The organism is Bacillus xiamenensis, from assembly GCF_000300535.1.
GTDB classification, from domain to species: Bacteria; Bacillota; Bacilli; order Bacillales; family Bacillaceae; genus Bacillus; species Bacillus xiamenensis.
The window spans coordinates 1-21677 of sequence record NZ_AMSH01000030.1; the positions used below are offsets into that span (position 1 = coordinate 1).

A 21677-nucleotide genomic window follows, 5' to 3' on the forward strand; every position below is an offset into this window, starting at 1 on the left:
CTCAGCGTGTAGACAAACCCTCGCACTCGGTGTCAGTCCTGCGTGCCGGTGCTCACGAATGTCAAATTCGCTCCGCGCCGGTACTCGTCCTTCCTAGACTGCAAAGGTTTTCATGTCACGCTGAAAAGAAGACAAAGGGCTAAAATAAAGTTCATTTTAGCCCTTTGTCAACAATCTGAGATAGACGTCTACACGTCTATCTTGCTTTTTTCACCATATCAAGATGCGGAATCCCATCTTCATCATAACAATCTGAGATCGCTTTGAAACCAAATGATTCGTAAAACGATTTCAAATACGCCTGTGCTTGAATTTTGATACTTGTTTCTCCTAATTCACTGAGCTTTTCTAAAGCCTTGCTGAGCAGTATCTTCCCATAGCCTTTTTTCCGGCCTGCCTGCGTCACAAGGACGCGGCCAATAGACGCCTCCTTATACATAATCCCGCTTTGGAAAATGCGGCAATAAGCGACAATGGTGCCATTTTCTTTTGCGATGAAATGAAGAGCATCTTGATCACGATGATCAATTTCAGGATAAGGACATGCTTGTTCTACGACAAACACATTCACTCTTTCCATTAAAATAAGGTAAAGATCTTCTTTAGACAATTGTTCAAATGTTTGACATGTCCATTTAAGTTGACTCATGATTGATATCCACCTTGCCGTAGACGCCGCCTCCACCAGCGATCAGTCCGACTTCTCCCTTTCTCGCTTTGATGATGTAATTGGCCGTTTTTTCTGGCAGGACAGCTTTTAGTTCTTGTTCTGTTGCTTGATGAAGAATGTTCATTTCTGTGTGAAAAACGGCTTTCAGCTTTTCTAATGTTTTGGCCCCAACGCCCGGAATAAATTGAAGCGGGAGCTGATGAACATAAGGAGGTCTCTTTCCATGATCACTTTCTTGGTCGGCAAGCTCCTTTAAACGCTCACTCACCCCTTTGGTCATTCGGGTATGGCCGCATGCTTTGCACTTTTCTTGATCCTGACTGTCAGGTCTTACCCCGCATTTCTCACAGGTCGTATGATAATACTTTCCAAGCCGCGGAGCGAGCCCAAAATTTCCTGTGATGCTTCGGCCATCTTTTCCTTGAAGGGCTAGCTCGAATTCAGTAAAAGAAGCATGATCCATTCGAATTTTCGTATATTCTCGCGCAATTTTCCCTAAGGAATGAGCATCTGAATTCGTTAAAAAAGGATAGCGATTTAGCTCACTTAGCTGGGAGGCCATTGACGTATCGCAGCTAAGACCAAGCTCAACAGCATCAATGAGCTCTGGATCGAATACTTCTGTTAAAGAAGTGTTTACCCCTTTGCCGTATAAACTTTTGTGCGGCGTGAAAATATGCGCAGGAATAAATAATCCGCCAAACTCCTTTACCTTATGCTGAAGCGTTCTCCCATCAACATATAGGCGCTGTGAGCTCAAATGCACATTTTTCATGTAAAGAGAGAGCCATGCGGAAAACTCGGACATTTTGTGTAATGTGGGCATAAAAGCCAGCACATGAATCGGCCCCTTTGAATGGCCGTCATTGATTTCTAGTTCACTGCCTAAAAGCAAAACGGTTTGTCCAAATGATAGACCGCCATCGCTTAACTCCTTGTACGTGCCTTCCTCTACACCTTCTATCAATTCTTCTAGGACTTCAGGAGATTGTGCATCAATCACACCAATCATCCCCATCCCTTTACTTTGTGACGCTTCTATTAGAATTTGATCAATGGTCAGTGACCTTGCACCTGTAATTTTGACAGCTCTGCCTGTTCTCGTTCTGCCAATATGAATATGGATATCTGCAAAGAACTCCCTCATTTTGTAGACTCAAGTACCTCTTGCAGTTGTAAGTATTGGATGGCATAGGCTGTTTTTGCATCATAAATCTGCTGTTTTTCGATGAGGTGCAGCGCTTCTTCTAATGTCACTTCCATCACTTCGACAAATTCATCTTCATCCAGCTCTCTTTTTTCTTCAAGCGGAACCAGCTCATCTGCCAGATACATGTGAACAATTTCATCTGCAAACCCAGGAGATGTGTAAAAGGCCGTCAGCTTTTTCAGCTGCTGAGTCGTGTACCCGGTTTCTTCTTCTAATTCTCTTAGTGCTGTATGTGCCGGCTCTTCACCTTGTTCTAATTTTCCAGCTGGAATTTCAACAATGGCTCTCTCAAGTGCTTTCCGGTATTGCTTGACCAAAATGATTTTATTTTCGTCTGTACGTGCAATAACTGCTACTGCACCTGGATGTTTGATGATTTCTCGTTTGCCTTGTTTTCCATTAGGCAATTCTACATCTTCAAGAACCAAGTCAATGATTTTTCCTTTATATAACTCTTTAGATGATAATGTTTTTTCTTCAAAGTCCTTCAATTTTGTCAGCTCCTCGTTCTACTTTCACTTTTCACTTCATTCATTTTAACATAGATGATTTAGGAGAAGCGAAAAGCCAAGGGCCGCTTCAATGCACCCTTTGAAATCACCTGGCTTGAATTCCAGAATTTTTTCACTTAATGTGAAAGGATAGGAGTGTGATTGAATTGAAAAAAAGACGAATTGGCACCTCTGATCTTTTGGTTAGTGAGGCGGCACTAGGATGTATGTCACTTGGAACTGAAAAAGAAAAGGCGCTCTCTTTATTAGATGAAGCCATTGATCTTGGGATTAACTATTTGGATACAGCCGATTTATATGATTTTGGGACAAATGAGGAAATTGTCGGGGAGGCCATTAAGAACAGACGGCAAGATTTGATTTTGGCCACAAAAGTGGGCAACCGCTTTGAAAAAGGCAAGCCGGGCTGGGACTGGGACCCTTCAAAGGCGTACATAAAAGAGGCCGTGAAACAGAGCCTCAAACGGCTTCAAACAGATTATATTGATTTATATCAATTGCACGGGGGCACAATTGACGACCCAATTGATGAAACCATTGAGGCGTTTGAAGAATTAGTGGAAGAAGGCGTCATTCGCTATTACGGCATATCGTCTATTCGTCCAAATGTCATTAAAGAATATGCCAAAAAATCGAACATTGTGAGTGTGATGATGCAATATAGTTTACTCGACCGCCGTCCAGAAGAATGGTTTTCTCTTCTTGAAGAACAAAGCATTAGTGTCGTCGCTAGAGGTCCTTTAGCGAAAGGGCTTTTAACTGAAAAACCGCTCTCTCAAGCAAGTGCAGCGATTCAAAAAAACGGTTATCTTCAATACTCATTTGAAGAGCTTCAGCAAGTCATTCCTTCATTAAAGAAAGTCGCTTATGACCTATCGCTCACTGAACTGTCCATTCAATACTTGCTCAAGCATTCTGCTGTCAGCTCGGTTGTTTTTGGCGCAAGCTCGGTGAAACAGTTAAAAGAAAATGTGGCAGCAGCCAATGCACGTTCTTTAAGCGATCAAGAAGTAAAAGCTTTGATGTATTTCACAAAACAGTCTGTGTATGAGACGCATCGTGTCAATCGAACGTAAAAAGAAGACAAAGGGCTTAAATAAAGAGTATTTTAGCCCTTTGTCAACAATCTGAGAGATCACATCAAGTGATCTCTTTTTTAGTTAGCTTTTATACTTTCTCCAGTCTAAATGACTTTCATCTAGCAGCTCTGAGAAGCTTTTATTTTTTTCTTTTTCTTTCTGTTGCCGAAGGAGGTCTTGTCGTTTTTGTTCTTCTCTTTTTTCTGTCTCAACGGCGAGATTCTGCTTCATTTGAAGGAGCTGCTGTTTCACATCATCCTTTATGCCGTCTTTCAGTTTTGCTTGGTCTTGCTTGGTCTTGCTTGGTCTTTTTCACTTTGCTTCTCTCCTTTTGCCTTAGTGTATCATCCGTTTTATTTACTGAGCAAGAGTCACGCCAATCTCCCAGCATGTGGTATGATCATCATAGAAGAACTTCGGAAAGGAAGAATCAGCTTGAAGAAGAAATGGATCGTTATACTTGCTTTGATGTTATTTCCACTCACTGCAATCGGTATTTTTTTCACTAATAAAATGATGTATATTCGTAGATTAACGGACGAAGAGCTCATCAAACGAGAATCAGATGAAGGGCATTATCATCACGAGGAATTTCAACAGCTTCAAAAAGAGAAAGTTTGTATTCCTTCAGCATTTGGTTATGATCTTCATGGCTATTTTGTGCCAATTCCACATACAACCCGCACCATCGTGCTTTGCCACGGCGTCACAGTCAGTCTGATCAATTCCGTTAAGTATATGAAATTATTCCAAAAGCTCGGATGGAATGTGATGCTTTATGATCATAGAAGACACGGAATGAGCGGCGGAAAAACGACTAGTTATGGATTTTATGAAAAAGAAGATTTAGCTCAGGTGGTAAAGTGGCTGAGACAAAGACTCGGGGAAAGTGCCATCATTGGTATACACGGAGAATCAATGGGCGCAGTCACGACCTTACTATATGCTGCAAAACCGGAAGCAAGCGCCAATTTTTACATAGCCGATTGTCCTTTTGCTTCTTTTCAGGATCAGCTTGTGTATCGATTAAAAACGGATTTTCGACTTTCAGGGCAATGGATTCTTCCACTAAGTGATCTAGTGTTAAAATGGCGGGACGGATATCGCATCAGGCAGGTGTCCCCTCTTGATGTGATTGACAAGGTGAAAGAACCTGTTCTTTTTATTCATAGCCTTTATGACGACTATATTCCCTGTGAGCAAAGTCAGCAGTTATATGCACGAAAAAAGGGTGATAAACGGCTATTTATTGCGCCTCATGGTGCGCATGCGATGTCCTATAGTGAAAATAAGGAAGCATATGAACAAGAGGTCCAGACATTTCTTCAAACATTTAAACTCAATGAAAATGAAAGAGGAGAATGAACAGCGGTTCGTCTCCTCTTTTTAGCTAACTTATGCGATAGTCACCACTGTTGTATGGTGTCTGCCCGCCAGCTCCATATGGCTCTCTTCCGATTGCTGCTGACTCATGACCGATAACCCTGCAGTTGCTGCCAATAAAAGAACTATCAAACTCATTTTCATATAAATGACCTCCATTTTGAATTTTTGATATAGCTTGAATTTTCCTTTCGTAATACCGGGTAGATACTTCAAATAATCCAAGCTCATTATAATAATGAGCTGCATCAAGTGCCAATTCCTCAATATCCGGGTATAAGCGCTTGTCCTCCAACAAATCTAATGTATCGTCTATGATTTTTATTTCTGCATCAACGTATAATGCTTTTAAAAACTGAAATTTGCAGATGTAAATTTCATCTTCTAATTCACAGGCTTTCATAATACCTTGTTGATAGAGGGTTAACGACTCTTCTATTCTTTTTTGTTTAAACAGGATTTGTGTCAGCATAAATAGTGGGTCTAGAGAGCGATTTAGATGGGTTAAATTCTCCTTTTCAAACACTTCAAGAGAGTCTTTGAGATAACGACTTGCTGCGGCAAGATCGTTCATTTGGTAATAGCAGTTACCTAAGTTGAAAAGGGCCGAACCTATGACTCGAGGGTTTCCAATTGAGCGTGCTCGCTTTAGAGCATTTTTAAAGTAGGGTAATGCATGTTCATAGCATTTCAAATCATCATAGTTTGCACCGATGACAAATTCACAGTGGATGATTCTCAGCGTGTACGTTCTGTAGGCAGCGTACGTATCTAACGCTTGCAAAGCATAGTGCATCGAAAAGTGGGTTTGTTTCATGTGGTAGTATATTTCTGCTAATTTAAAATAAAATTCTGCTCTTTCTATATCATCTGATATGAGATTGAGCTTTTTTTCTGCGGAACGGTAATAAGCAATAGCGCTCAAATAGTTTCTCTGTTCAAATTCAAACATTCCTGTAAAAAAATGAACATAGTATTCAAGCATGTCCGTTAATTTTGTTTGCGAATGTTCGATCGTTTCTAAAAGCTTCTTAATCTCTTCATCATTCGAAGCTTTCTTTGCCGGTTCAAAATATTCAAGCATCACTTTATGGCGAAAATCCATCAGCTGGTAAAAAAGCAGCAAGTTTTGATCCTGCTCCATCTCAAGGATTTCCTGCTCGATCTCGGCCTTCAGTTTCTCTGCCTTCATGACATGAAATCCGCAAATCTGTCTATACCATTCGTTTATTTTGATTCCAACCTGAGGCGATGACAGCTTGAGCTTCAATTCACCTTAGCACCTCCCTTCTCATATACGATACATGTTGTATTCTATCATATTTCCACGAATGGAAGAAATATGAAATGTCGTTTTTCGTAAAGTTTTCGGTATCCCGCAATAAACGCTTCCATTGCCTATTTTTCGGCATTTATAGCCTCTATTTATTCATTTCCATTTTTCTCATTTTGTCGAAATGGTTGTTAAAACCTGCTTTTTATCGTTTGAAAAGATCATTTTTCAAGTTAGACAGCTCTGCTGTTTGATGAGATGATGATGACACGAAAAAAATCCCCTCCAAGTATTGTGTAAGAGCCAAGATATTTTCTTGGGCTTTTACACCATCTGCTTAGAGGGGATCATATCAACAACAAAAGGCTTTTTATAAGACATCTGTTACTTGATCCATATTCTCTTTGATCCAATTGACAGCTAATTCAAGCGTTGGAAATTCTTCTGTTTTAAATGTGACTTCATCTTGAAGAAGCCAGACGTCCTTTTTCACTGAATCCATTCCACCAATTGACCAGTGCAAAAGGCTATAAGGATGATTATTATTTAAAAACGACACCCACGTTTTGTTTTGTGCCGTGTTTTGTATCACTTTCAGCTTTTGATCCACTACTTTTCCACCTTACTTTACAAGTATACCCATTCTCGGGCTGAGTATTTGTTGAGGACTTTTCAACATAAGTGTATTGGCTTTTTCATTAAAATCAATCGTCATTTCCTCGTCAAAAAACACCTTTTGTGCTGTGTGTATATATAGGTGAAATGGTTGATTATGCTTGAGCTGTTCCCACTCACCTGTTCTTTCGCTTGTCAGCCAAATCATTGGTACACCGCTTACTGCACAGCCGCATCCATCTGAATCATAGCGAAGGAGCAGTTCTTTTGTTTTATGCTCTGCTTGCCTTTTTGTAAGAAAGGCTGCTGCTGGTTCCGTTATATGAATATACATGACGAACATCCTTTTTTCATTGATTGTTACATTGTAACATATCAGCCATCAATTAAACATGTTCGCGCCCTTGCCAGTGAATGCTTTAGATGATCTTGTTCTATGTAATGGTCATTCTCTTGCCTGATTGTTTGTTTCAAGCTGCTTTGACCAATTGAACGCCTCTTGCTCAATTTCTTTAATGATCGCATTTTTTCCGTTTATATAGCTTGCCATATCCTCTGGGTGTGCTTTCGCTAATTGGCGCTTTTTGTCTGCATAGTCCTTGGCACGACCTGGTGCTGCTCTTAAATAATCACGGAACACTAAATGTCTTTTTACATCCTCATGTCCAGCTTCATAGGCGTGAATGTGATGTGATCGCTGTAAGCCGCCTTTTCTAAAAAAACGTCTTCCTTTGAGTCCGTTTTCTCCTAGCGGTTCATAACCAAGCTCACTAAACAGATGACTGCATTCATCTAACTTGCTGATCTGTTTCACCTCTAGCAGAATATCAATAATAGGCTTTGCGGCCATTCCTTTAATCGACGTACTGCCAATATGGTGACCATCTCCCCAGTTGTCACCCACTGCCTTCTTCAGTTTGTCTAGCTCATGATGAAATTGTTCTTGCCAGCTCGTTTCATATTCAACCACTTCCACCTTCCGAAGCATTGAACGTTCCATCTTTATTAACATGAGATTGTTTTCTACTTGCAAACGGGCCGTTTGTTTAAACCCGAGTTTTTCATAGAGCCGGATCGCTGGTCTATTTGCTTCCGCCGTTGTGAGCTCGATTGGCAGATGATGCTCGATAATAGCCTGCATCAACTCTGTTCCAATCCCTTGATGGACACCATGAGGATGCACAGCTAACCGGCTGAGAACGACCCGGTCCTCATGCATTTCATATGAAGCGATCCCTAACAAAGAGCCTTCTTTTTCAAACCCTATGAATATCTCATTTGCATACATCTTTAACTGTTTCTTTTAAGGGCGGTAAATCTTGATAGCCAATTTGCTCTGCCTCCATCTGATATGCGGCCAATTGGATGTGTAATATCTGTTTTGCTTGTTCCTTATTTTTTTGATCCAGCTGGATGATCATTTTTTCACCTCCAGCTTCTTCATAAATAACACACGGTCTTCATGAATTCCATCGTAATCTGAAAAGACAGAGATGCCATCTACTGTTTTATCTCCCTTTTCTATCTGAAAACCGAGTTTTGTATGGTAAGCAATGGAGACTTTATTAACAGGAGCTGTGACGGCCTTAATCGTTGTTCTCCCTTCCTTTTCAGCCGCTTCATAAAAAGCTTGATAGAGGATTTTGCCTATTTTTAATTTACGGTGATCGGGATGTACGCCAACAAAATGAATATAGGCTTCATCCGGATGAGATTGCGATAAAAAACCAACTAAAAAACCGATCAGTTCTCCTTTTTCGACGACGACAAAACTTGTTTGCTGGAAATGTTCAAAAAATAGCTTTGGCAATTTTGCACGCAAATCTCTGCCTCCCCACCAGCTTTGGATGACGGATGTGACTGCGTAAAAATCCGACGGCTTCACTTGGCGTATCATGATGGCCTCGCCCCTTTTCTCATTTTGTCTTTTCTTATTCGAATCGTTTTTTTCACAAAAAAGAGATTGTTTCAATAGTCTACCTGTCTGATCAGATGGTTGTAAAGACAGTGTGCCAGCCTTTTTTCAGTTTAGCTTTGTTGGTTCTTCGTCTTTCAGCCGCCATCTCCTTTTAAATCTTCACACTTATTTCAAAAAGTTCACTTTTTGTGCGAAAGTTTCTTTCTTTGGTTATGTTAAGATGAACCCTATAGGAAATGTGACAAATGTTTATTGGAGATGATCATGTTGGTTTGGGTTGTTATTTCACTTGTTGTGTTTAGTCTTTTAAAGCTGCTTGTCACCTCGCTGCCTTCTGGTGTGGTCGAACGCCTGCTGAGTCGTTATGCGGTTCATGCAAAAGTAACAAGTGATCAAACAAATATTACTTTTCAAGGTCGTTCGCTTGATGATCAGCGAACATCTGAAGTCATTCAACATTTTAATGACGCGATCTTTATTGAACGCTACTATATTTATCCTGGTGATGAGGAGCGTTTTCTTCATCCAAATGAAGGGCCGGCGCCGCTTACGATGCAAACAAAGCTTGGTAAGCACGATGTCACCCTTTATCTGTTCCATTATGATGACCATGTGGATGTGGTTCGGCAGTTTACACATAAGCCAAAGAAAAAGCTTACGGCTTACCGTTTGCGTTCTGAACCGCTCCAAACTTTCCACAGCCTGGCACATGCTTAACAATCGTTGCAGCAGACGAGACGAAGTGTTAATCACTTCGTCTTTTTTGTATGGACAGCTTTTGAATGATTTACCAGTATGAATTTCACCTCATGTTGTTTACAATAGATATAGAACATATGTTCTAAGAGGTGAAGTACAATGAATGAACGAGCGATTCTGCTTGTGGATATGCAGTCATTTTATGCATCAGTAGAAAAGGTGGAGGCGCCTCATTTAGAGAATGTGCCGCTCATTGTCTCTGGAGATCCAGAGCGAAGAAGCGGAGTCGTCCTTGCCGCCTGCCCTCTCGCTAAGAAACGTGGCGTACAAAATGCATCGAGATTGTGGGAAGCGCAGGAGAAATGTCCTGAAGCTGTGGTCGTACGTCCACGTATGCAACGCTATCTTGATGTCTCTGTCATGATTACAGAACTGCTTGAACAATACACAGACCTTGTCGAGCCTTATTCAATTGATGAACAGTTCCTTGATATCACAGGAAGTCTTACACTCTTCGGCTCTCCGCGCGAGATCGCTCAACATATACAAACAACCATTATGAATCAGACTGGCATTTACGCACGTGTTGGTATCGGACCTAATAAAGTGCTCGCTAAAATGGCCTGTGACCATTTTGCTAAAAAAAACACATCTGGCATCTATGAGCTGCGTGCAGATCGGATGGATGCTGATTTATGGCCGCTCCCGATTGGGAAATTATTTGGCGTTGGCAAACGAATGGAACATCATTTAAAACGAATGGGCATTAGTACCATTGGGACACTTGCTGCTTATCCGTTGGACCGGTTAAAAAAACGCTGGGGAATCAATGGGGAGCTCCTGCAGCGAACAGCTTTAGGACACGATCCCTCACCAGTCACTATTCACACACATGATCAGCAAAAAGCCGTTGGACATCATATGACCCTTCCCCATGATTACGCGTCTTTTGAGGACATCAAAGTCGCTCTTCTTGAATTGAGTGAGGAAGTGGCTAGACGGGCACGTTTTAAGCATTACCTTGGTCAAACGGTGTCTGTTGGTGTAAGAGGAGCTGATTTTTCACATCCAACAGGATTTCATCGACAAATCAAGCTTCATTCACCTACACAGTACGGCACAGATATTGCAGAGGCTGCGATTCAGCTATGCCAGCAGCACTGGGATGGTCAGCCCATTCGCAGTGTAGGTATCACCCTCTCACAGCTGCGGCCTGACAGCCACTATCAGCTGACTTTATTTGATCACCATTTGAAGAAAGATCGACTCAGCAAAATATTTGATGCGATCCATTTGAAGTATGGACCTGCGGCACTACTGCATGCTTCGTCACTGACAAGTGCTGGCCAGGCATATCACCGCGCCGAAAAAATTGGCGGGCATTACAAATAACGGAGGCGAACAACCATGAATCCCAATAAATTAACACCTGGATACAACATCATGTGGGAATCAAGCCGAATGATGCTGCCAGAGCACCGGGAGCAGCTTCTTGCTCAAAAACGAAAGAAAAAGGAATACACGCCTCTTCCGCTCAGCTCCGATCAGCTAGAGGAAATGAATTTTTTGATCACACAGTCTATTACAGAGGATCAAGCGATTTGCGTGACGTATGTCGCATCAGGCATGAAAGCTCAGTTTTGGGGCTGGGTCAAAGCCATTCATTATGAAACGCGGCGCATGAAAATAGTGAATGACGAAGATGTGCTAAGCCTTTCCTTAGAGCAAATTATCGCCATTGATCTCGATTGATTTCTCGTAAAATGAGCAGACGAATCAGTGGAGCATTGTCCGCTTCCCTTTCCTACAAAGCCCTTGCTCATCAAGGTTTTTATGCACCAGCAGCACGACATATCCTCTCCCATTCACTGGGGGATTCGAGCTTCTCTGCCATATGACGGATGTCTCCTCCATCAAATTGTGTATTTAATTTGCACAATTTTTCATGTATGATTGGAACATCTTACAAACGCAGGGGAGACGCAGCATGAAAAATAATTTACGCACTTTACATCCACTTAGTTGGACGATCATCATCGGCACGATATTTGGCCGAATGGCGACGTCCATGAGCATTCCTTTTTTGGCCGTTTATTTGACACAAGTCAAAGGCGCCTCAGCCTCTTCAGCTGGGTTAATCATTGCCGTCAGCTCTCTTATTGGGATCGTTGCGAGCTTTTATGGCGGCTATATTTCTGACCGAATCGGCAGAAAAAAGGTGATGCTTTTATCCATCTTTGGTTGGACACTTGTCTTTGTTGGCTTCGCGTTTGCAGATGCCATTTGGGTCTTCTTTTTTATGAATGCTTTAAATGGACTGTGCCGGGCGCTGTTTGAGCCAACATCTAAGGCGCTCTTATCAGATGTGACCCCCGCAAGCATTCGGTTGTTTGTCTTTAATTTACGGTATACGGCCATTAACATTGGTGTCATCTTCGGCCCGCTGCTTGGTTTATATCTCGGGTCATCAAAAACAACATTTCCATTTCTCGTTGCTGCCTTCATTTACTTTTTATACGGATTCACGCTGGCATGGCAATTTCAAAAGCATCCCGTTGCTGCTCCAGAAAACACCAAACAAATCAGTGTCAAAAAAGCCCTTTCTATTATCCAGAAAGATACGGTCTTTAGCATCATCCTCATCGGTGTGACTTTATGTTCGTTCGGATATTCACATCTAAGCTCAACACTGCCTCAATATTTATCGGCATCCCCTATGATTGAGGATGGCCCTAAGCTATTTGGGTATCTTTTATCCTTAAACGCAGTTGTTGTCATTGTCGTTCAGTACCCGCTGATTATGATCGCCAAGCGCTACTCGACCATTTTGTCGTTGACTACTGGGAATATTCTTCTAGCAGGCAGTTTGTTTGCCATTGCTTTTTCACAAAGTCTTGGTGCGCTTGCTCTTATCATTGTCGTGTTTACGATTGGTGAAGTTCTGCTATTTGCGATGATGGATCTTTTTGTGGACAATATTGCCAAACCTGAAGTGAAAGGATCGTACTTCGGCGCAATGGGGTTTTCTCAGCTCGGCAGCGTCGTCGGACCGTTTGCCGGAGGATTGTGTATTGACTTATTTGGCGCAGCCCATCCCCTTTCCATTTTTTCAGTCTTGGCGATTGTCACCGTTGCAGGCGTCCCGTTCTTACTCATCGGATACTACCGCCTAAAAAAACGAACGGCCGCTGCCGTGGCTGTGAAAGTAAGCGGAGGTCATTAAAAAAACCGCTCTCTTGTGTGAGCGGTTGATCTTTATACCCGGCGGATAGCAATCTCCTCCACCTTATGCTGGTCGCCTTTTTTTAATATGAGGTCAGCCCGATACTTTGTCGGCAAAATATTTTCATATAAGTTCGGCCGGTTCACTGTATTCCAAATCGTACTTGCCATCTGATCCGCTTCTTCATCCGTCAAATCCTTGTATTGATGAAAGAAGGATTCAGGGTCTTGGAAGGCTGTTTCCCGCAACAAGCGAAACCGCTCTTTATACCAAGATTGAATTTGTGTTTCAGCGGCGTCCACATAAATCGAAAAATCAAAGAAATCGGATACAAACACGCGTGGTTCATCCTTCAGATCATCCAGCGCTGGGGATTGCAGCACATTGATTCCTTCAATGATGACAATATCTGCATCCTCCACTGTTTCGTAAACCCCTTCCAGCCGGTCATAGGTAAGATGTGAATACACAGGTGCATGCACAGTTTGTTTACCTGATTTCAGTTCATTTAAAAACGAAAGAAGCGCTTTGACATCATAGCTTTCTGGGAATCCTTTCTTTTCCATCAGTCCTCGATCCTTTAACTCTTTTTGAGGATACAAAAAGCCATCCGTTGTTACGAGACTCACCTTCATCCCATCCCCAAGCCTTGATAAAAGTGTTTCAATGATACGTGCAGTCGTGCTTTTCCCAACAGCCACACTTCCAGCAATCCCAATTAAAAAGGGAATTTTGGCATGGTGCGGGTAGTTTAAAAAAGCATTCACATGCTGATTTTTTTGTTTTTCTGCAAAGACATGTAATGTCAAAAAACGAATAAGTGGTATGTAAATATCTCGAACTTCTTCAAGCGATAAGTAGTCGTTTAATCCTTGAAGCGCTCTCACTTCTTCTTCTGAAACAGATACAGGCATATATTCTCCAAGAGCGGCCCATGCCTCTCTCGTATGGCGTGTATATAATGTATTAAAATCTAGTCGTTCGTCACCCAAAGTCTTTCCCACCAATCTAAACTAAACTCATAACCAAAAAGACGATAATCCGATTGTAGCTTAAAATGAAGGCGCTGTCTTTATTTTTCAACGAAAGTTTGCTTCTTTTGCGAAAAAAAGCATTAAATAAAGGAAAATGAGGGTAAATAAGAGTATGCAGTTTGATAGATAGAAGGGAGCACACCAAATGAAATATGTGATGATTGGCGGAGATGCAGCAGGAATGAGCTGCGCTATGCAAATATATAGAGAGGATCCAGACGCACAAATTGTAGCTTTTGAAAAAGGAGAGATTTTCTCATATGGACAGTGCGGACTCCCCTACTTGATCGGCGGTCTCATTGATCATCACAGGAAACTCATCGCACGCAGCGCCGAAACCTTTCGTGACAAATATGGAATTGATGCTAGAGGCTTACACGAAGTGACCTCGATTGACCCGAAGAAAAAAACGGTGTCAGGTCTTCACACAAAAACAAAAGAGCCATTTACAGAAAGCTATGACCGGCTCTTGATCGCAACGGGAGCAAGCCCCGTCACACTTGATCTAAACACCCATTCATTAGAAGGTGTTCACGTATTAAAAACAATCCCGCATGCCTTGTCTATTTTAAACAATCTAAAAAAAGACGTCACACATATCACGATCATTGGTGGAGGATATATCGGTTTAGAAATGGCTGAAAATTTAAAAGCGCTGGGAAAAGACGTTCATATCATTCAGCGGGGTAAAACACTTGGTCCAGGCTTTGATCCCGATATGGCAAAATATCTGAAAGAAGAAGCGGACAATCAAGGCATTCACGTGGTACTTGGTGAAACAGTGCAAAAATTAAAGGGCAAGACATATGTAACAGCTGTTCAAACAGACAAACAGACCATTGAAACAGACATGGTCATCATCGCCGTTGGTGTCACTCCGCAAACATCCTTTTTAGACAGCACAGGAATTAATCGTCTACAAAATGGTGCAGTTGTTGTGAATGAATACATGCAGACCAATGTAAAAGACATTTATGCAGCCGGTGACTGCGCAGCGACCTATCATCGTTTGAAGAAAGAACTGGATTATCTTCCGCTTGGCACGACAGCGAACAAACAAGGAAGAATCGCAGGCTTTCATATGACTGGAACCAGCCGGGCGTTTCAAGGCGTAACTGGAACAGCGGTGATGAAAATCATGGACATGACAGCAGGACGAACGGGCCTATCAGAAAAAGAAGCAAAGGAAGCGAATATTCCTTTCTCTACGATGACCATCGACAGTACAGATCACGCTGGCTATTACCCACATGCGCAGAAAATGAAAGTGAAATTGATTTATAGAAGCGATGACCATACCTTGCTCGGCGCCCAAATTATTGGTCAAGACGGTGTAGATAAACGCATTGATGTCATGGCAGCTGCTCTTTACCAGGGGCTGACGGTGACAGATCTTGAAGATTTAGATATTAGCTATGCACCGCCTTTTAACAGTGTATGGGACCCGCTTCAGCAAGCGGCAAGACGAACATAAAAACCACTTAAAAATCAAAAAAGAAACCAGCTGTGACCGGTTTCTTTTTTTGTTATTTTTTCATCATCGCTTTACGTGCTGCTTTTTCAAATAAAAATGGGAATAATTGATACAGCTTACTGCCAGCATTCATCCAGCCTGGTAAATTAATCTCTCTTTTTTTCGTCATCATGGCTGACACGACCTTTCCTGCCACCTTGTCAGCACTAAGCATCATAAAATCCACGTTTTTCACATATTCACCGCTGCGATCTGCAATGGTAAAGAAGTCTGTGGCAATCGGCCCTGGGTTCACCGTCGTAACGTGAATCCCGCAGTCTGCGAGCTCCATTCTAAGGCTGTTTGAAAATCCGAGAACAGCATGCTTAGATGCCGAATAGATCGCTGATTTAGGGGTGGCAATTTTCCCTGCCTGAGACGCGATATTGATAATATGTCCCTGTCCCCTTTGTTTCATCTCTGGAATGACCTTTTTCGTGCAGGCAATTAAACCAAATACATTGACCTCAAACATTGACACCATTTCCTCAATGGATGCGTCCTCTACAAGATCAAATACCCCAAAGCCGGCATTGTTGACCAAAATATCAACAGCACCCACTTCTTGATAGGCTCGATCAATGTCCTCAAACTGACTGACATCAAGCTCTACGATGTGACACACCCCGCCAGCGCTCATAATCTTTTCTTTCACATCCGTGAGCTTTTCAAGTCGTCGTGCGGAAATCATGATTTCTGCTCCTTGGGCGGCTGCCAAATACGCCATCTTTTCACCAATACCGCCAGATGCACCTGTAATCCATATTCTCTTTCCTGTTAATCTTCCCATACGTTTCACTCCTTAGTTCGCCCGGTAATAGAGGGTTCCGTCTTTTTGCACTTCTTCAATTTGTCCAGCCGCTAAGAGCACATCGAGCTGACCTACTGTCTCGGACATCGTTAAAAATAGGGCTTCTTCATACAACACTGGAAATAGCTTGCGGCAAAGATGAAAGGCCGTCATTTCTTTTCGTTTGAGCAGCTGATACATCGTATTTGCCCGTTTCTCTTGTTTCTTAAATCTTTCTTCGATCAATTCATGATGAGATGTGATCAGCTGACCATGACCTGGATAAATTGTCTTGATTGGCAACTGCAATAACCGCTTGAGCGATGCTTTATATTGAAGCAGCGATTTTTGACGTTCTTTTCCTTTCACCGGCGCCTCCATTAATGGATTTGAAGAAATGGTCGTGAGCAGTAGATCGCCACCAATGAAGTTCCCTGTTAATTCATCTAAAAAAGAAAGATGAGACTGTGCATGTCCTGGGGTCTCCATGACTAGGAAGTGATCATGCCCCTTCAAACGATCGCCTTCCCTTATGACGTCATGAACATGCGCAGTACAAGAATATGTATAGGACTGCTTCACGATTCTTTCACACTCACTTTGACGAAGCGGCACACCTAACTGCTGAAAAAAATCATCCATAAAAATGATTTGGCGCTGTTTAAACGCTGAATCCTGACTAATATAGGGCTCATTCAGCTCATGTCCGATCACACGGACATGAGGTTTCATCAGATCTAAAAGACCGACATGATCTGCATGATGATGTGTCAAAACCACTTGATCAATATCGTCTATTGATAAATGATGTTCCTTTAATTGCGTAACAAAGGCATGCTGCGCTTCTTGTGTCATTGGCCCGCAATCCACTAAGGTCACCGCGTCACCTTTTAATACATATGCATGGACATCCCCCACAGCAAACGGTGTAGGAATGGATAATTGAATGATTTCTTCTTTCACTTTTATACGTCATCTCCTGCTTTTTGACTCATGGATCATCACCATTTACGCTTCTTTATTCATTGTATCTTGCAAAGGGCAGACTGTCATGCGGTTTGGATAGTCAATTTTTTTCTATCTCCCCTATTGACACAAACTTGTCCATCGTTGCATAATGAACAACAAATATATGATGCGCGATGACAAGGATTAGTAAGCAAAATAATGATGCAAGAGAGTGAAGTCCGCCGGCTGTAAGACTTCACCATCCTCTTATTTGCTGAACCTGCCCTTTGAGCTGTTAGGCAAACCTAAACGTTTCCCGCGTTAAGGGACTAGAGCTGAGTATGCATGATTGCATGCTAATTGAGGGTGGTACCGCGAAAAAACCTTTCGTCCTTTGTAGACGAGAGGTTTTTTTATTTTCTACAAGGAGGAGCAGCTGATGAGTAAAATTGGATTTATCGGTGCAGGCTCGATGGCCGAGTCTATGATCAAAGGGTTATTAAAAAGCGGCATGATGTCAAATGAAGATATCATTGTCACAAATAAATCAAACAAAAAACGATTAGATGAATTAAAGACACGTTATGGAGTCAAAACAGACTTCTCCCGTTCCTTTATTTATGATGAAGCTGATATTTTGGTGTTTGCTTTAAAACCAAAAGATGCGGAAAGCGGGATTGCTGATGTACGTCCTCATTTGAATGGACAGCTGATCGTTTCTATTTTGGCGGGTATTTCTATTGAAACCATTCAACATTATGCCGGCGGGAAAACGGCGGTGGTTCGCGCTATGCCAAATACTTCAGCGGCGATTCAGCAATCTGCAACCGGCATTGCCGTAAGTGATGAAGTCACAGAGGCACAAAAGAAAAAGGCGGTTGAGCTGTTTGAAACGATCGGTCATGTGACGGTCTTAGATGAATCACAGCTGAATGCGGTCACAGCTATTGCGGGCAGCGGTCCTGCCTTTATTTATCATTTGATTGAAGGAATGGAGCGAGGTGCATCGGAGCTTGGGATGGACCAAGAGACAGCGAAATTGCTCATTTGTCAAATGATTGCAGGGGCTGCTAATATGCTGCAAGATAGCGGAAAGGAACCTGCTGAACTGCGCAAAGAAATTACCAGTGAAGGCGGAACGACAGAGGCTGGACTGAACACACTTGCTTCCTATCAATTTGAAGAAGCGATTGTCGATTGTGTGAAAACAGCGACAAAACGTGCAGCAGAATTAAACGACATGTTTTCAGCAAGTACGTATAAATAATATAGAAAAGCACCTGTTTTGATGGGGTCAGTCCCATGACAGGTGCTTTTTTACATATATCCATCTATTTTTTCTCGCTCGTCATTGAATTCAAGCAGTGTGATTGATCTTTTGGTTCTTTCTGTTCTTTTGTTGAAACGGCTTGTTCTATTAGATAATCACGCGCTTGATAAAAATGAACATCAATCAACAATTCTTGGTGCTTCATTGATTAGCACCTCCTCATATAGATGATTTGTTCATGGATAGGATGGCTTTTATTTGGGCGAGGTGATGATTTTCATGTAAAGCAATGGTTTCAGCTAAGATTTGGACTGTCATCACCCCTTCTTCAGGATGGAGACCAGAGCAATCCCATGTATCCTTGTGTAATAGCTGGAGTGTGTTGTTTCTGCTCTCTTTTAGGCGCTCAAGCAATGCACGGATCTCTTGTGCGGTGTACCTTTCATAAGCTCTTTCCTTCACATAAATCTCAGGATCATACGATTGGAAAGGTGTGTTCTCATTTGAAAGTGCCTGCTCTATCCGCTCTGACCAGACTTCCTCTGTATCATACAAATGGCCAGTGATTTGTTTAATAGACCACTTGCCTTCTCCTAAAGATTGATCTAATGTGTGCTCATCACAAGCCTGCACTAGCTCCTCAAGCTCACGAATACTCCTTTGAAGCGATGTGACGATTTCTGTTTTTGTTAATTTTCCAGTTTCCATTGCGTAATCAAAGTCTCCTTTATAGTGAATGCATTTCTCTTTTGGATTCATCTTGCGGTTTCTCTTTTAGTAACAATAAGTTGTTCATCAAACCAGCTAATATCAAAAGACCTGCCATACACATAGCAATGACATGTATAGGAATCAAATCTCCGATGAACGCCATGATGATAAATCCACTAATATAAAATATGCGTGATAATGCAAGTCCAGCCGAAAAAACCCGGGCTCTTAAATGACTGCTTGCATATGTCATAATATTTGTAGAGTACAAAACTTCGACTGGGCTGTATAATAGATTTGCTAATAAAACAACAAATAAAAATCCAATAAAATTTGTTTGTTGATAGGAAAGCGCATGTAATATCGCTAACAATATGATCGATATCGTTGACCATCTTTTATAAAACTGAAAGGAGAATTTCACTTTTTTAAAATAAGCTGCGAGTGTAATTCCTCCGATTATTTGCCCTAGTCCACTTATTGTATGTCCAAGCCCTAAGCCAAAATTCCCTTCCTTTGCTACTTCTAAAATGTACAAACTAAACATGACATAAACAATGCTTAAAGCGAATTCTCTAGACATCAATATCCATATGGCACTTTGAATTTTGGGCGACCCTTTGATTTCTTCAATGCCCTCTTTAAAGCTTTGAACATATGACACATACTCTTTTTTTTCAGACGTTTCTTTCGCTTTAATAGGGATTAGCAGCATAGCTGATAATAAAAATGTCATCGCATCCACCAAATAAATGGTGGAAACGGACCAGATTTCTGTGACCAACCCGCCTACACCTGTCGCAATCAGCATGGAGGCACTAAAAGACGTTGCCAGTATACTATTTCCCTTAGAAAGCTGCTCTTTATCTAGGATTTCAGGAATCATAGATGAACGAGCAGGCAAGTATATACCTGAAAAAGCACCATTTAACGCTAGTAAAAAATAAAGGATAAACGGTGTCACATTCAATGTAACTACTAAAACAAAGCCTAGTCCTATGATAAAGCGTGCCAAATCTGCAAAAATTACAACTTTCTTGTAAGAAAACTTATCTATAATTGGGCTTAAAAGCATAGATGTTAAAATGAGAGGAAGCATTGAACAAATAAATAGAATACTTAGGTGAGTCGCTCTGCCAGTAAGTTCATAGATTAAGCCAATCGTAGCGATCGTTCTAAACCAATCTCCAAAAGCAGATAAGTTTTGTCCAATAAAGAAACTGACAAAGTTCTGATTTTTAAAAAGAGATGTCGTTTCTTTCTTTAAAATCATTAGAGGAGCACCTCTGTCGTCTCATACCAGCCTAATTCTTTTTGCATAAACTCGACGGCTTGATCATAATTAGCTCTTTCTTTTTCTGGTATAAGATCAACTAAAATCGCAGGATACCAAGGTTTCGCTTCTTCTTTTATCACAAAATATTGCTCCGCCTCCTCCACGATCCCTCTCAACATGAGTAATTCTAGTTTGCGATAAATCTCTTCACGCTTTGGCATTTGATTAAGATGTGCTTTTTCTATTTTCATTGTTTTAGGGAAAAAGACGAGTCTTCTATCAAAAGCATGATACTCTCTAGATTTGACAATAGGTAATTCTTGAGTTGTCAGGCTTTCGATGTATCTTTGGGTATTTCCTTCATTTGACCATATCATGCCTTGCATGTACGAGATGGCACCTGTGCCAAGTCCAATATATTGATCTTCATAACCACCGTAAATCACTTCGCCATATTGAAAACGTTTATTTTGATGCTCAGGAGCCATAAACGTATAGACATAATTTTGATGCCAGCCCTTCGTTTTTAAGTGACGATAGAGTGTGTCGCTAAACTCAAACTTTTCTTTAGGATTTGGCGGCATAGGAACTTTGCCTTTATTTATTTTTGATAACCATCCCTTTGAACATGCAATGTATTCTAATGGATACGTATCAATACTTGTGCTTCCTAATGCCATCACACCATTTATGTCCTCTATCATCTCTTCTTTCGTTTGCCCAGGCAGCTGATATAATAAATCAATATTATAGGATTGGAAATGCCGCTTCATTAAGTCTACCGTCTGAGAGATTTGATCAAAACTAGCAGTTAAATTGAACATTTTCCGATAATGTTCGTTTAATGTTTGGACACCAAAGCTCCCTCTATTTGCTCCACCTTCAGACATGGCAGCCACTCTTTCTGTTGTAGCTGTCTTTGCTTCACACTCAAAAGTCCATTCATAGTCAGGTGACAATGTGAAGTTTTCTTTTATTGCAGTCGAAAGTCGATAAATCAGCTCAGGAGGCATAATGGAAGGAGTCCCTCCACCAACAAATACCACATCAAAAGTCATTTTTTGAATATTAGGAGATTGTGATAGAATGCGCATCTCATTGATTAAAGCATCAATATACTTTCCGATCATAGGCTCATATTTTGTGGATTTAATAAAGGGGCAGAACGAACAGATGGTATCACAGAAAGGGATATGTAAATATAAAGCATTTTTCCCCTTTTGAAATGTTCGTTCTTTTTGGATGAATTCTGTCACACGAGATTGTGCTCCTTCTTGGCTAGATTGACCAAAAAACGGATAAAGAAAATTCCATAAAGGCGGATGCTCTTCATAATAATTTTTCATATTTGACAATTCTCTCACCCAACTCTCATCTATTTTTAGTCCTTATACAGATTCACAGAGAAGCTAAAACATTCGCTTCTCTGCGGTGTACACTGTTTTGTAAGTATTCGTTCATTTTTTAGATCGCAATCCATTCGTTACGTTTCATTTAAATCACCTCCTTATAATTAGGGTAATTGTAACTAAATTACATAATTGATTATAATA

General features: G+C 41.3%; 25 protein-coding genes and 1 other annotated feature. Of the genes, 8 read left to right on the forward strand and 17 right to left on the reverse strand.

The annotated features are described in order from the left end of the window. Positions 1-196: 196 nt before the first annotated feature. Genes BA1_RS10785 through BA1_RS10795 form a run of 3 tightly spaced genes read right to left on the reverse strand, consistent with a single transcriptional unit; the run spans position 197 to position 2371 of the window. Positions 197-649 carry a GNAT family N-acetyltransferase gene (locus BA1_RS10785; protein WP_008358734.1) on the reverse strand — a complete coding sequence of 151 codons (453 nt, stop codon included), beginning with the start codon at positions 647-649 and terminating at the stop codon, positions 197-199. Then, positions 636-1817: a TIGR00375 family protein gene (locus BA1_RS10790; RefSeq protein ID WP_008358737.1), complete on the reverse strand. Its 1182-nt coding sequence runs from the start codon at positions 1815-1817 to the stop codon at positions 636-638. The genes BA1_RS10785 and BA1_RS10790 overlap by 14 nt, the downstream gene beginning before the upstream one ends. Then, positions 1814-2371 carry an NUDIX hydrolase gene (locus tag BA1_RS10795; protein WP_008358739.1) on the reverse strand — a complete coding sequence of 186 codons (558 nt, stop codon included), beginning with the start codon at positions 2369-2371 and terminating at the stop codon, positions 1814-1816. The genes BA1_RS10790 and BA1_RS10795 overlap by 4 nt, the downstream gene beginning before the upstream one ends. 167 nt (positions 2372-2538) lie before the next feature. Between BA1_RS10795 and BA1_RS10800 the strand changes: the two genes are divergently transcribed. Next, entirely contained in the window at positions 2539-3468 is a 930-nt protein-coding gene (locus BA1_RS10800) for an aldo/keto reductase (protein WP_008358741.1), read from the forward strand. A gap of 84 nt (positions 3469-3552) precedes the next feature. On the opposite strand, the gene BA1_RS10805 is transcribed toward BA1_RS10800, so the two are convergent. Further along, the gene (locus tag BA1_RS10805; RefSeq protein ID WP_237739213.1) at positions 3553-3723 is read right to left on the reverse strand and encodes a YqkE family protein; all 171 of its coding nucleotides are present in this window, start codon (positions 3721-3723) and stop codon (positions 3553-3555) included. 144 nt (positions 3724-3867) lie between these two features. Here BA1_RS10805 and BA1_RS10810 point away from each other — a divergent pair, with 144 nt between their 5' ends. After that, positions 3868-4836: an alpha/beta hydrolase gene (locus BA1_RS10810; protein ID WP_051009116.1), complete on the forward strand. Its 969-nt coding sequence runs from the start codon at positions 3868-3870 to the stop codon at positions 4834-4836. Positions 4837-4861: 25 nt separating this feature from the next. On the opposite strand, the gene BA1_RS10815 is transcribed toward BA1_RS10810, so the two are convergent. From BA1_RS10815 to BA1_RS10835, 6 genes are all read right to left on the reverse strand, one after another. After that, positions 4862-6124 carry a response regulator aspartate phosphatase gene (locus BA1_RS10815; RefSeq protein WP_008358747.1) on the reverse strand — a complete coding sequence of 421 codons (1263 nt, stop codon included), beginning with the start codon at positions 6122-6124 and terminating at the stop codon, positions 4862-4864. 373 nt (positions 6125-6497) lie between these two features. After that, entirely contained in the window at positions 6498-6737 is a 240-nt protein-coding gene (locus BA1_RS10820) for a YqkC family protein (RefSeq protein ID WP_008358750.1), read from the reverse strand. A 12-nt stretch (positions 6738-6749) separates the two neighbouring features. Further along, positions 6750-7076, reverse strand: coding sequence for an iron-sulfur cluster biosynthesis family protein (locus tag BA1_RS10825; RefSeq protein ID WP_008358751.1), 327 nt, complete (start codon positions 7074-7076; stop codon positions 6750-6752). A gap of 111 nt (positions 7077-7187) precedes the next feature. Continuing rightward, positions 7188-8030 (reverse strand): GNAT family N-acetyltransferase, encoded by an 843-nt coding sequence (locus tag BA1_RS10830; protein ID WP_008358753.1) that lies wholly within the window; start codon positions 8028-8030, stop codon positions 7188-7190. Then, the gene (locus BA1_RS19480) at positions 8017-8163 is read right to left on the reverse strand and encodes a hypothetical protein (protein WP_008358755.1); all 147 of its coding nucleotides are present in this window, start codon (positions 8161-8163) and stop codon (positions 8017-8019) included. Before BA1_RS19480 ends, BA1_RS10830 begins: the two co-directional genes overlap by 14 nt. Beyond that, a complete protein-coding gene (locus tag BA1_RS10835; protein WP_082194745.1) occupies positions 8160-8714 on the reverse strand; it encodes a GNAT family N-acetyltransferase in 555 nt (184 codons plus the stop codon). The genes BA1_RS19480 and BA1_RS10835 overlap by 4 nt, the downstream gene beginning before the upstream one ends. 213 nt (positions 8715-8927) lie before the next feature. On the opposite strand from BA1_RS10835, the gene BA1_RS10840 reads away from it, so the two are divergent. From BA1_RS10840 to BA1_RS10855, 4 genes are all read left to right on the forward strand, one after another. Beyond that, positions 8928-9377: a YfmQ family protein gene (locus BA1_RS10840; protein ID WP_008358759.1), complete on the forward strand. Its 450-nt coding sequence runs from the start codon at positions 8928-8930 to the stop codon at positions 9375-9377. A 141-nt stretch (positions 9378-9518) separates the two neighbouring features. Next, positions 9519-10751 (forward strand): DNA polymerase IV, encoded by a 1233-nt coding sequence (locus BA1_RS10845; RefSeq protein WP_008358761.1) that lies wholly within the window; start codon positions 9519-9521, stop codon positions 10749-10751. 15 nt (positions 10752-10766) lie between these two features. Further along, entirely contained in the window at positions 10767-11111 is a 345-nt protein-coding gene (locus BA1_RS10850) for a YolD-like family protein (protein WP_008358763.1), read from the forward strand. Between the two features lie 235 nt (positions 11112-11346). Then, positions 11347-12582 (forward strand): MDR family MFS transporter, encoded by a 1236-nt coding sequence (locus tag BA1_RS10855; RefSeq protein WP_008358765.1) that lies wholly within the window; start codon positions 11347-11349, stop codon positions 12580-12582. Positions 12583-12614: 32 nt separating this feature from the next. Here the strand turns inward: BA1_RS10855 and coaA are convergent, their stop codons facing one another. Continuing rightward, the gene (coaA, locus tag BA1_RS10860; RefSeq protein WP_008358766.1) at positions 12615-13574 is read right to left on the reverse strand and encodes a type I pantothenate kinase; all 960 of its coding nucleotides are present in this window, start codon (positions 13572-13574) and stop codon (positions 12615-12617) included. Positions 13575-13761: 187 nt separating this feature from the next. On the opposite strand from coaA, the gene BA1_RS10865 reads away from it, so the two are divergent. Next, entirely contained in the window at positions 13762-15090 is a 1329-nt protein-coding gene (locus BA1_RS10865) for a CoA-disulfide reductase (protein WP_008358768.1), read from the forward strand. A gap of 52 nt (positions 15091-15142) precedes the next feature. Here BA1_RS10865 and BA1_RS10870 read toward each other — a convergent pair whose 3' ends face one another. Both BA1_RS10870 and BA1_RS10875 read right to left on the reverse strand, forming a co-directional pair. Continuing rightward, a complete protein-coding gene (locus BA1_RS10870; protein ID WP_008358769.1) occupies positions 15143-15919 on the reverse strand; it encodes an SDR family NAD(P)-dependent oxidoreductase in 777 nt (258 codons plus the stop codon). A 12-nt stretch (positions 15920-15931) separates the two neighbouring features. Next, positions 15932-16882: an MBL fold metallo-hydrolase gene (locus tag BA1_RS10875; protein ID WP_008358771.1), complete on the reverse strand. Its 951-nt coding sequence runs from the start codon at positions 16880-16882 to the stop codon at positions 15932-15934. Between the two features lie 170 nt (positions 16883-17052). Then, positions 17053-17265 (forward strand) — a binding site (T-box leader). Positions 17266-17306: 41 nt separating this feature from the next. On the opposite strand from BA1_RS10875, the gene proC reads away from it, so the two are divergent. Further along, positions 17307-18134, forward strand: a complete 828-nt coding sequence (proC, locus tag BA1_RS10880; RefSeq protein ID WP_008358774.1) for a pyrroline-5-carboxylate reductase — start codon at positions 17307-17309, stop codon at positions 18132-18134. Positions 18135-18198: 64 nt separating this feature from the next. Here proC and BA1_RS19040 read toward each other — a convergent pair whose 3' ends face one another. Genes BA1_RS19040 through BA1_RS10895 form a run of 4 tightly spaced genes read right to left on the reverse strand, consistent with a single transcriptional unit; the run spans position 18199 to position 21470 of the window. Beyond that, positions 18199-18342, reverse strand: a complete 144-nt coding sequence (locus BA1_RS19040; protein ID WP_155887863.1) for a hypothetical protein — start codon at positions 18340-18342, stop codon at positions 18199-18201. 14 nt (positions 18343-18356) lie between these two features. After that, positions 18357-18896, reverse strand: a complete 540-nt coding sequence (locus tag BA1_RS10885; RefSeq protein WP_008358776.1) for a DinB family protein — start codon at positions 18894-18896, stop codon at positions 18357-18359. Beyond that, positions 18865-20121 carry an MFS transporter gene (locus BA1_RS10890; protein WP_008358778.1) on the reverse strand — a complete coding sequence of 419 codons (1257 nt, stop codon included), beginning with the start codon at positions 20119-20121 and terminating at the stop codon, positions 18865-18867. Before BA1_RS10890 ends, BA1_RS10885 begins: the two co-directional genes overlap by 32 nt. Beyond that, positions 20121-21470: a coproporphyrinogen-III oxidase family protein gene (locus BA1_RS10895; RefSeq protein WP_008358779.1), complete on the reverse strand. Its 1350-nt coding sequence runs from the start codon at positions 21468-21470 to the stop codon at positions 20121-20123. Before BA1_RS10895 ends, BA1_RS10890 begins: the two co-directional genes overlap by 1 nt. Between the last annotated feature and the right edge of the window lie 207 nt (positions 21471-21677).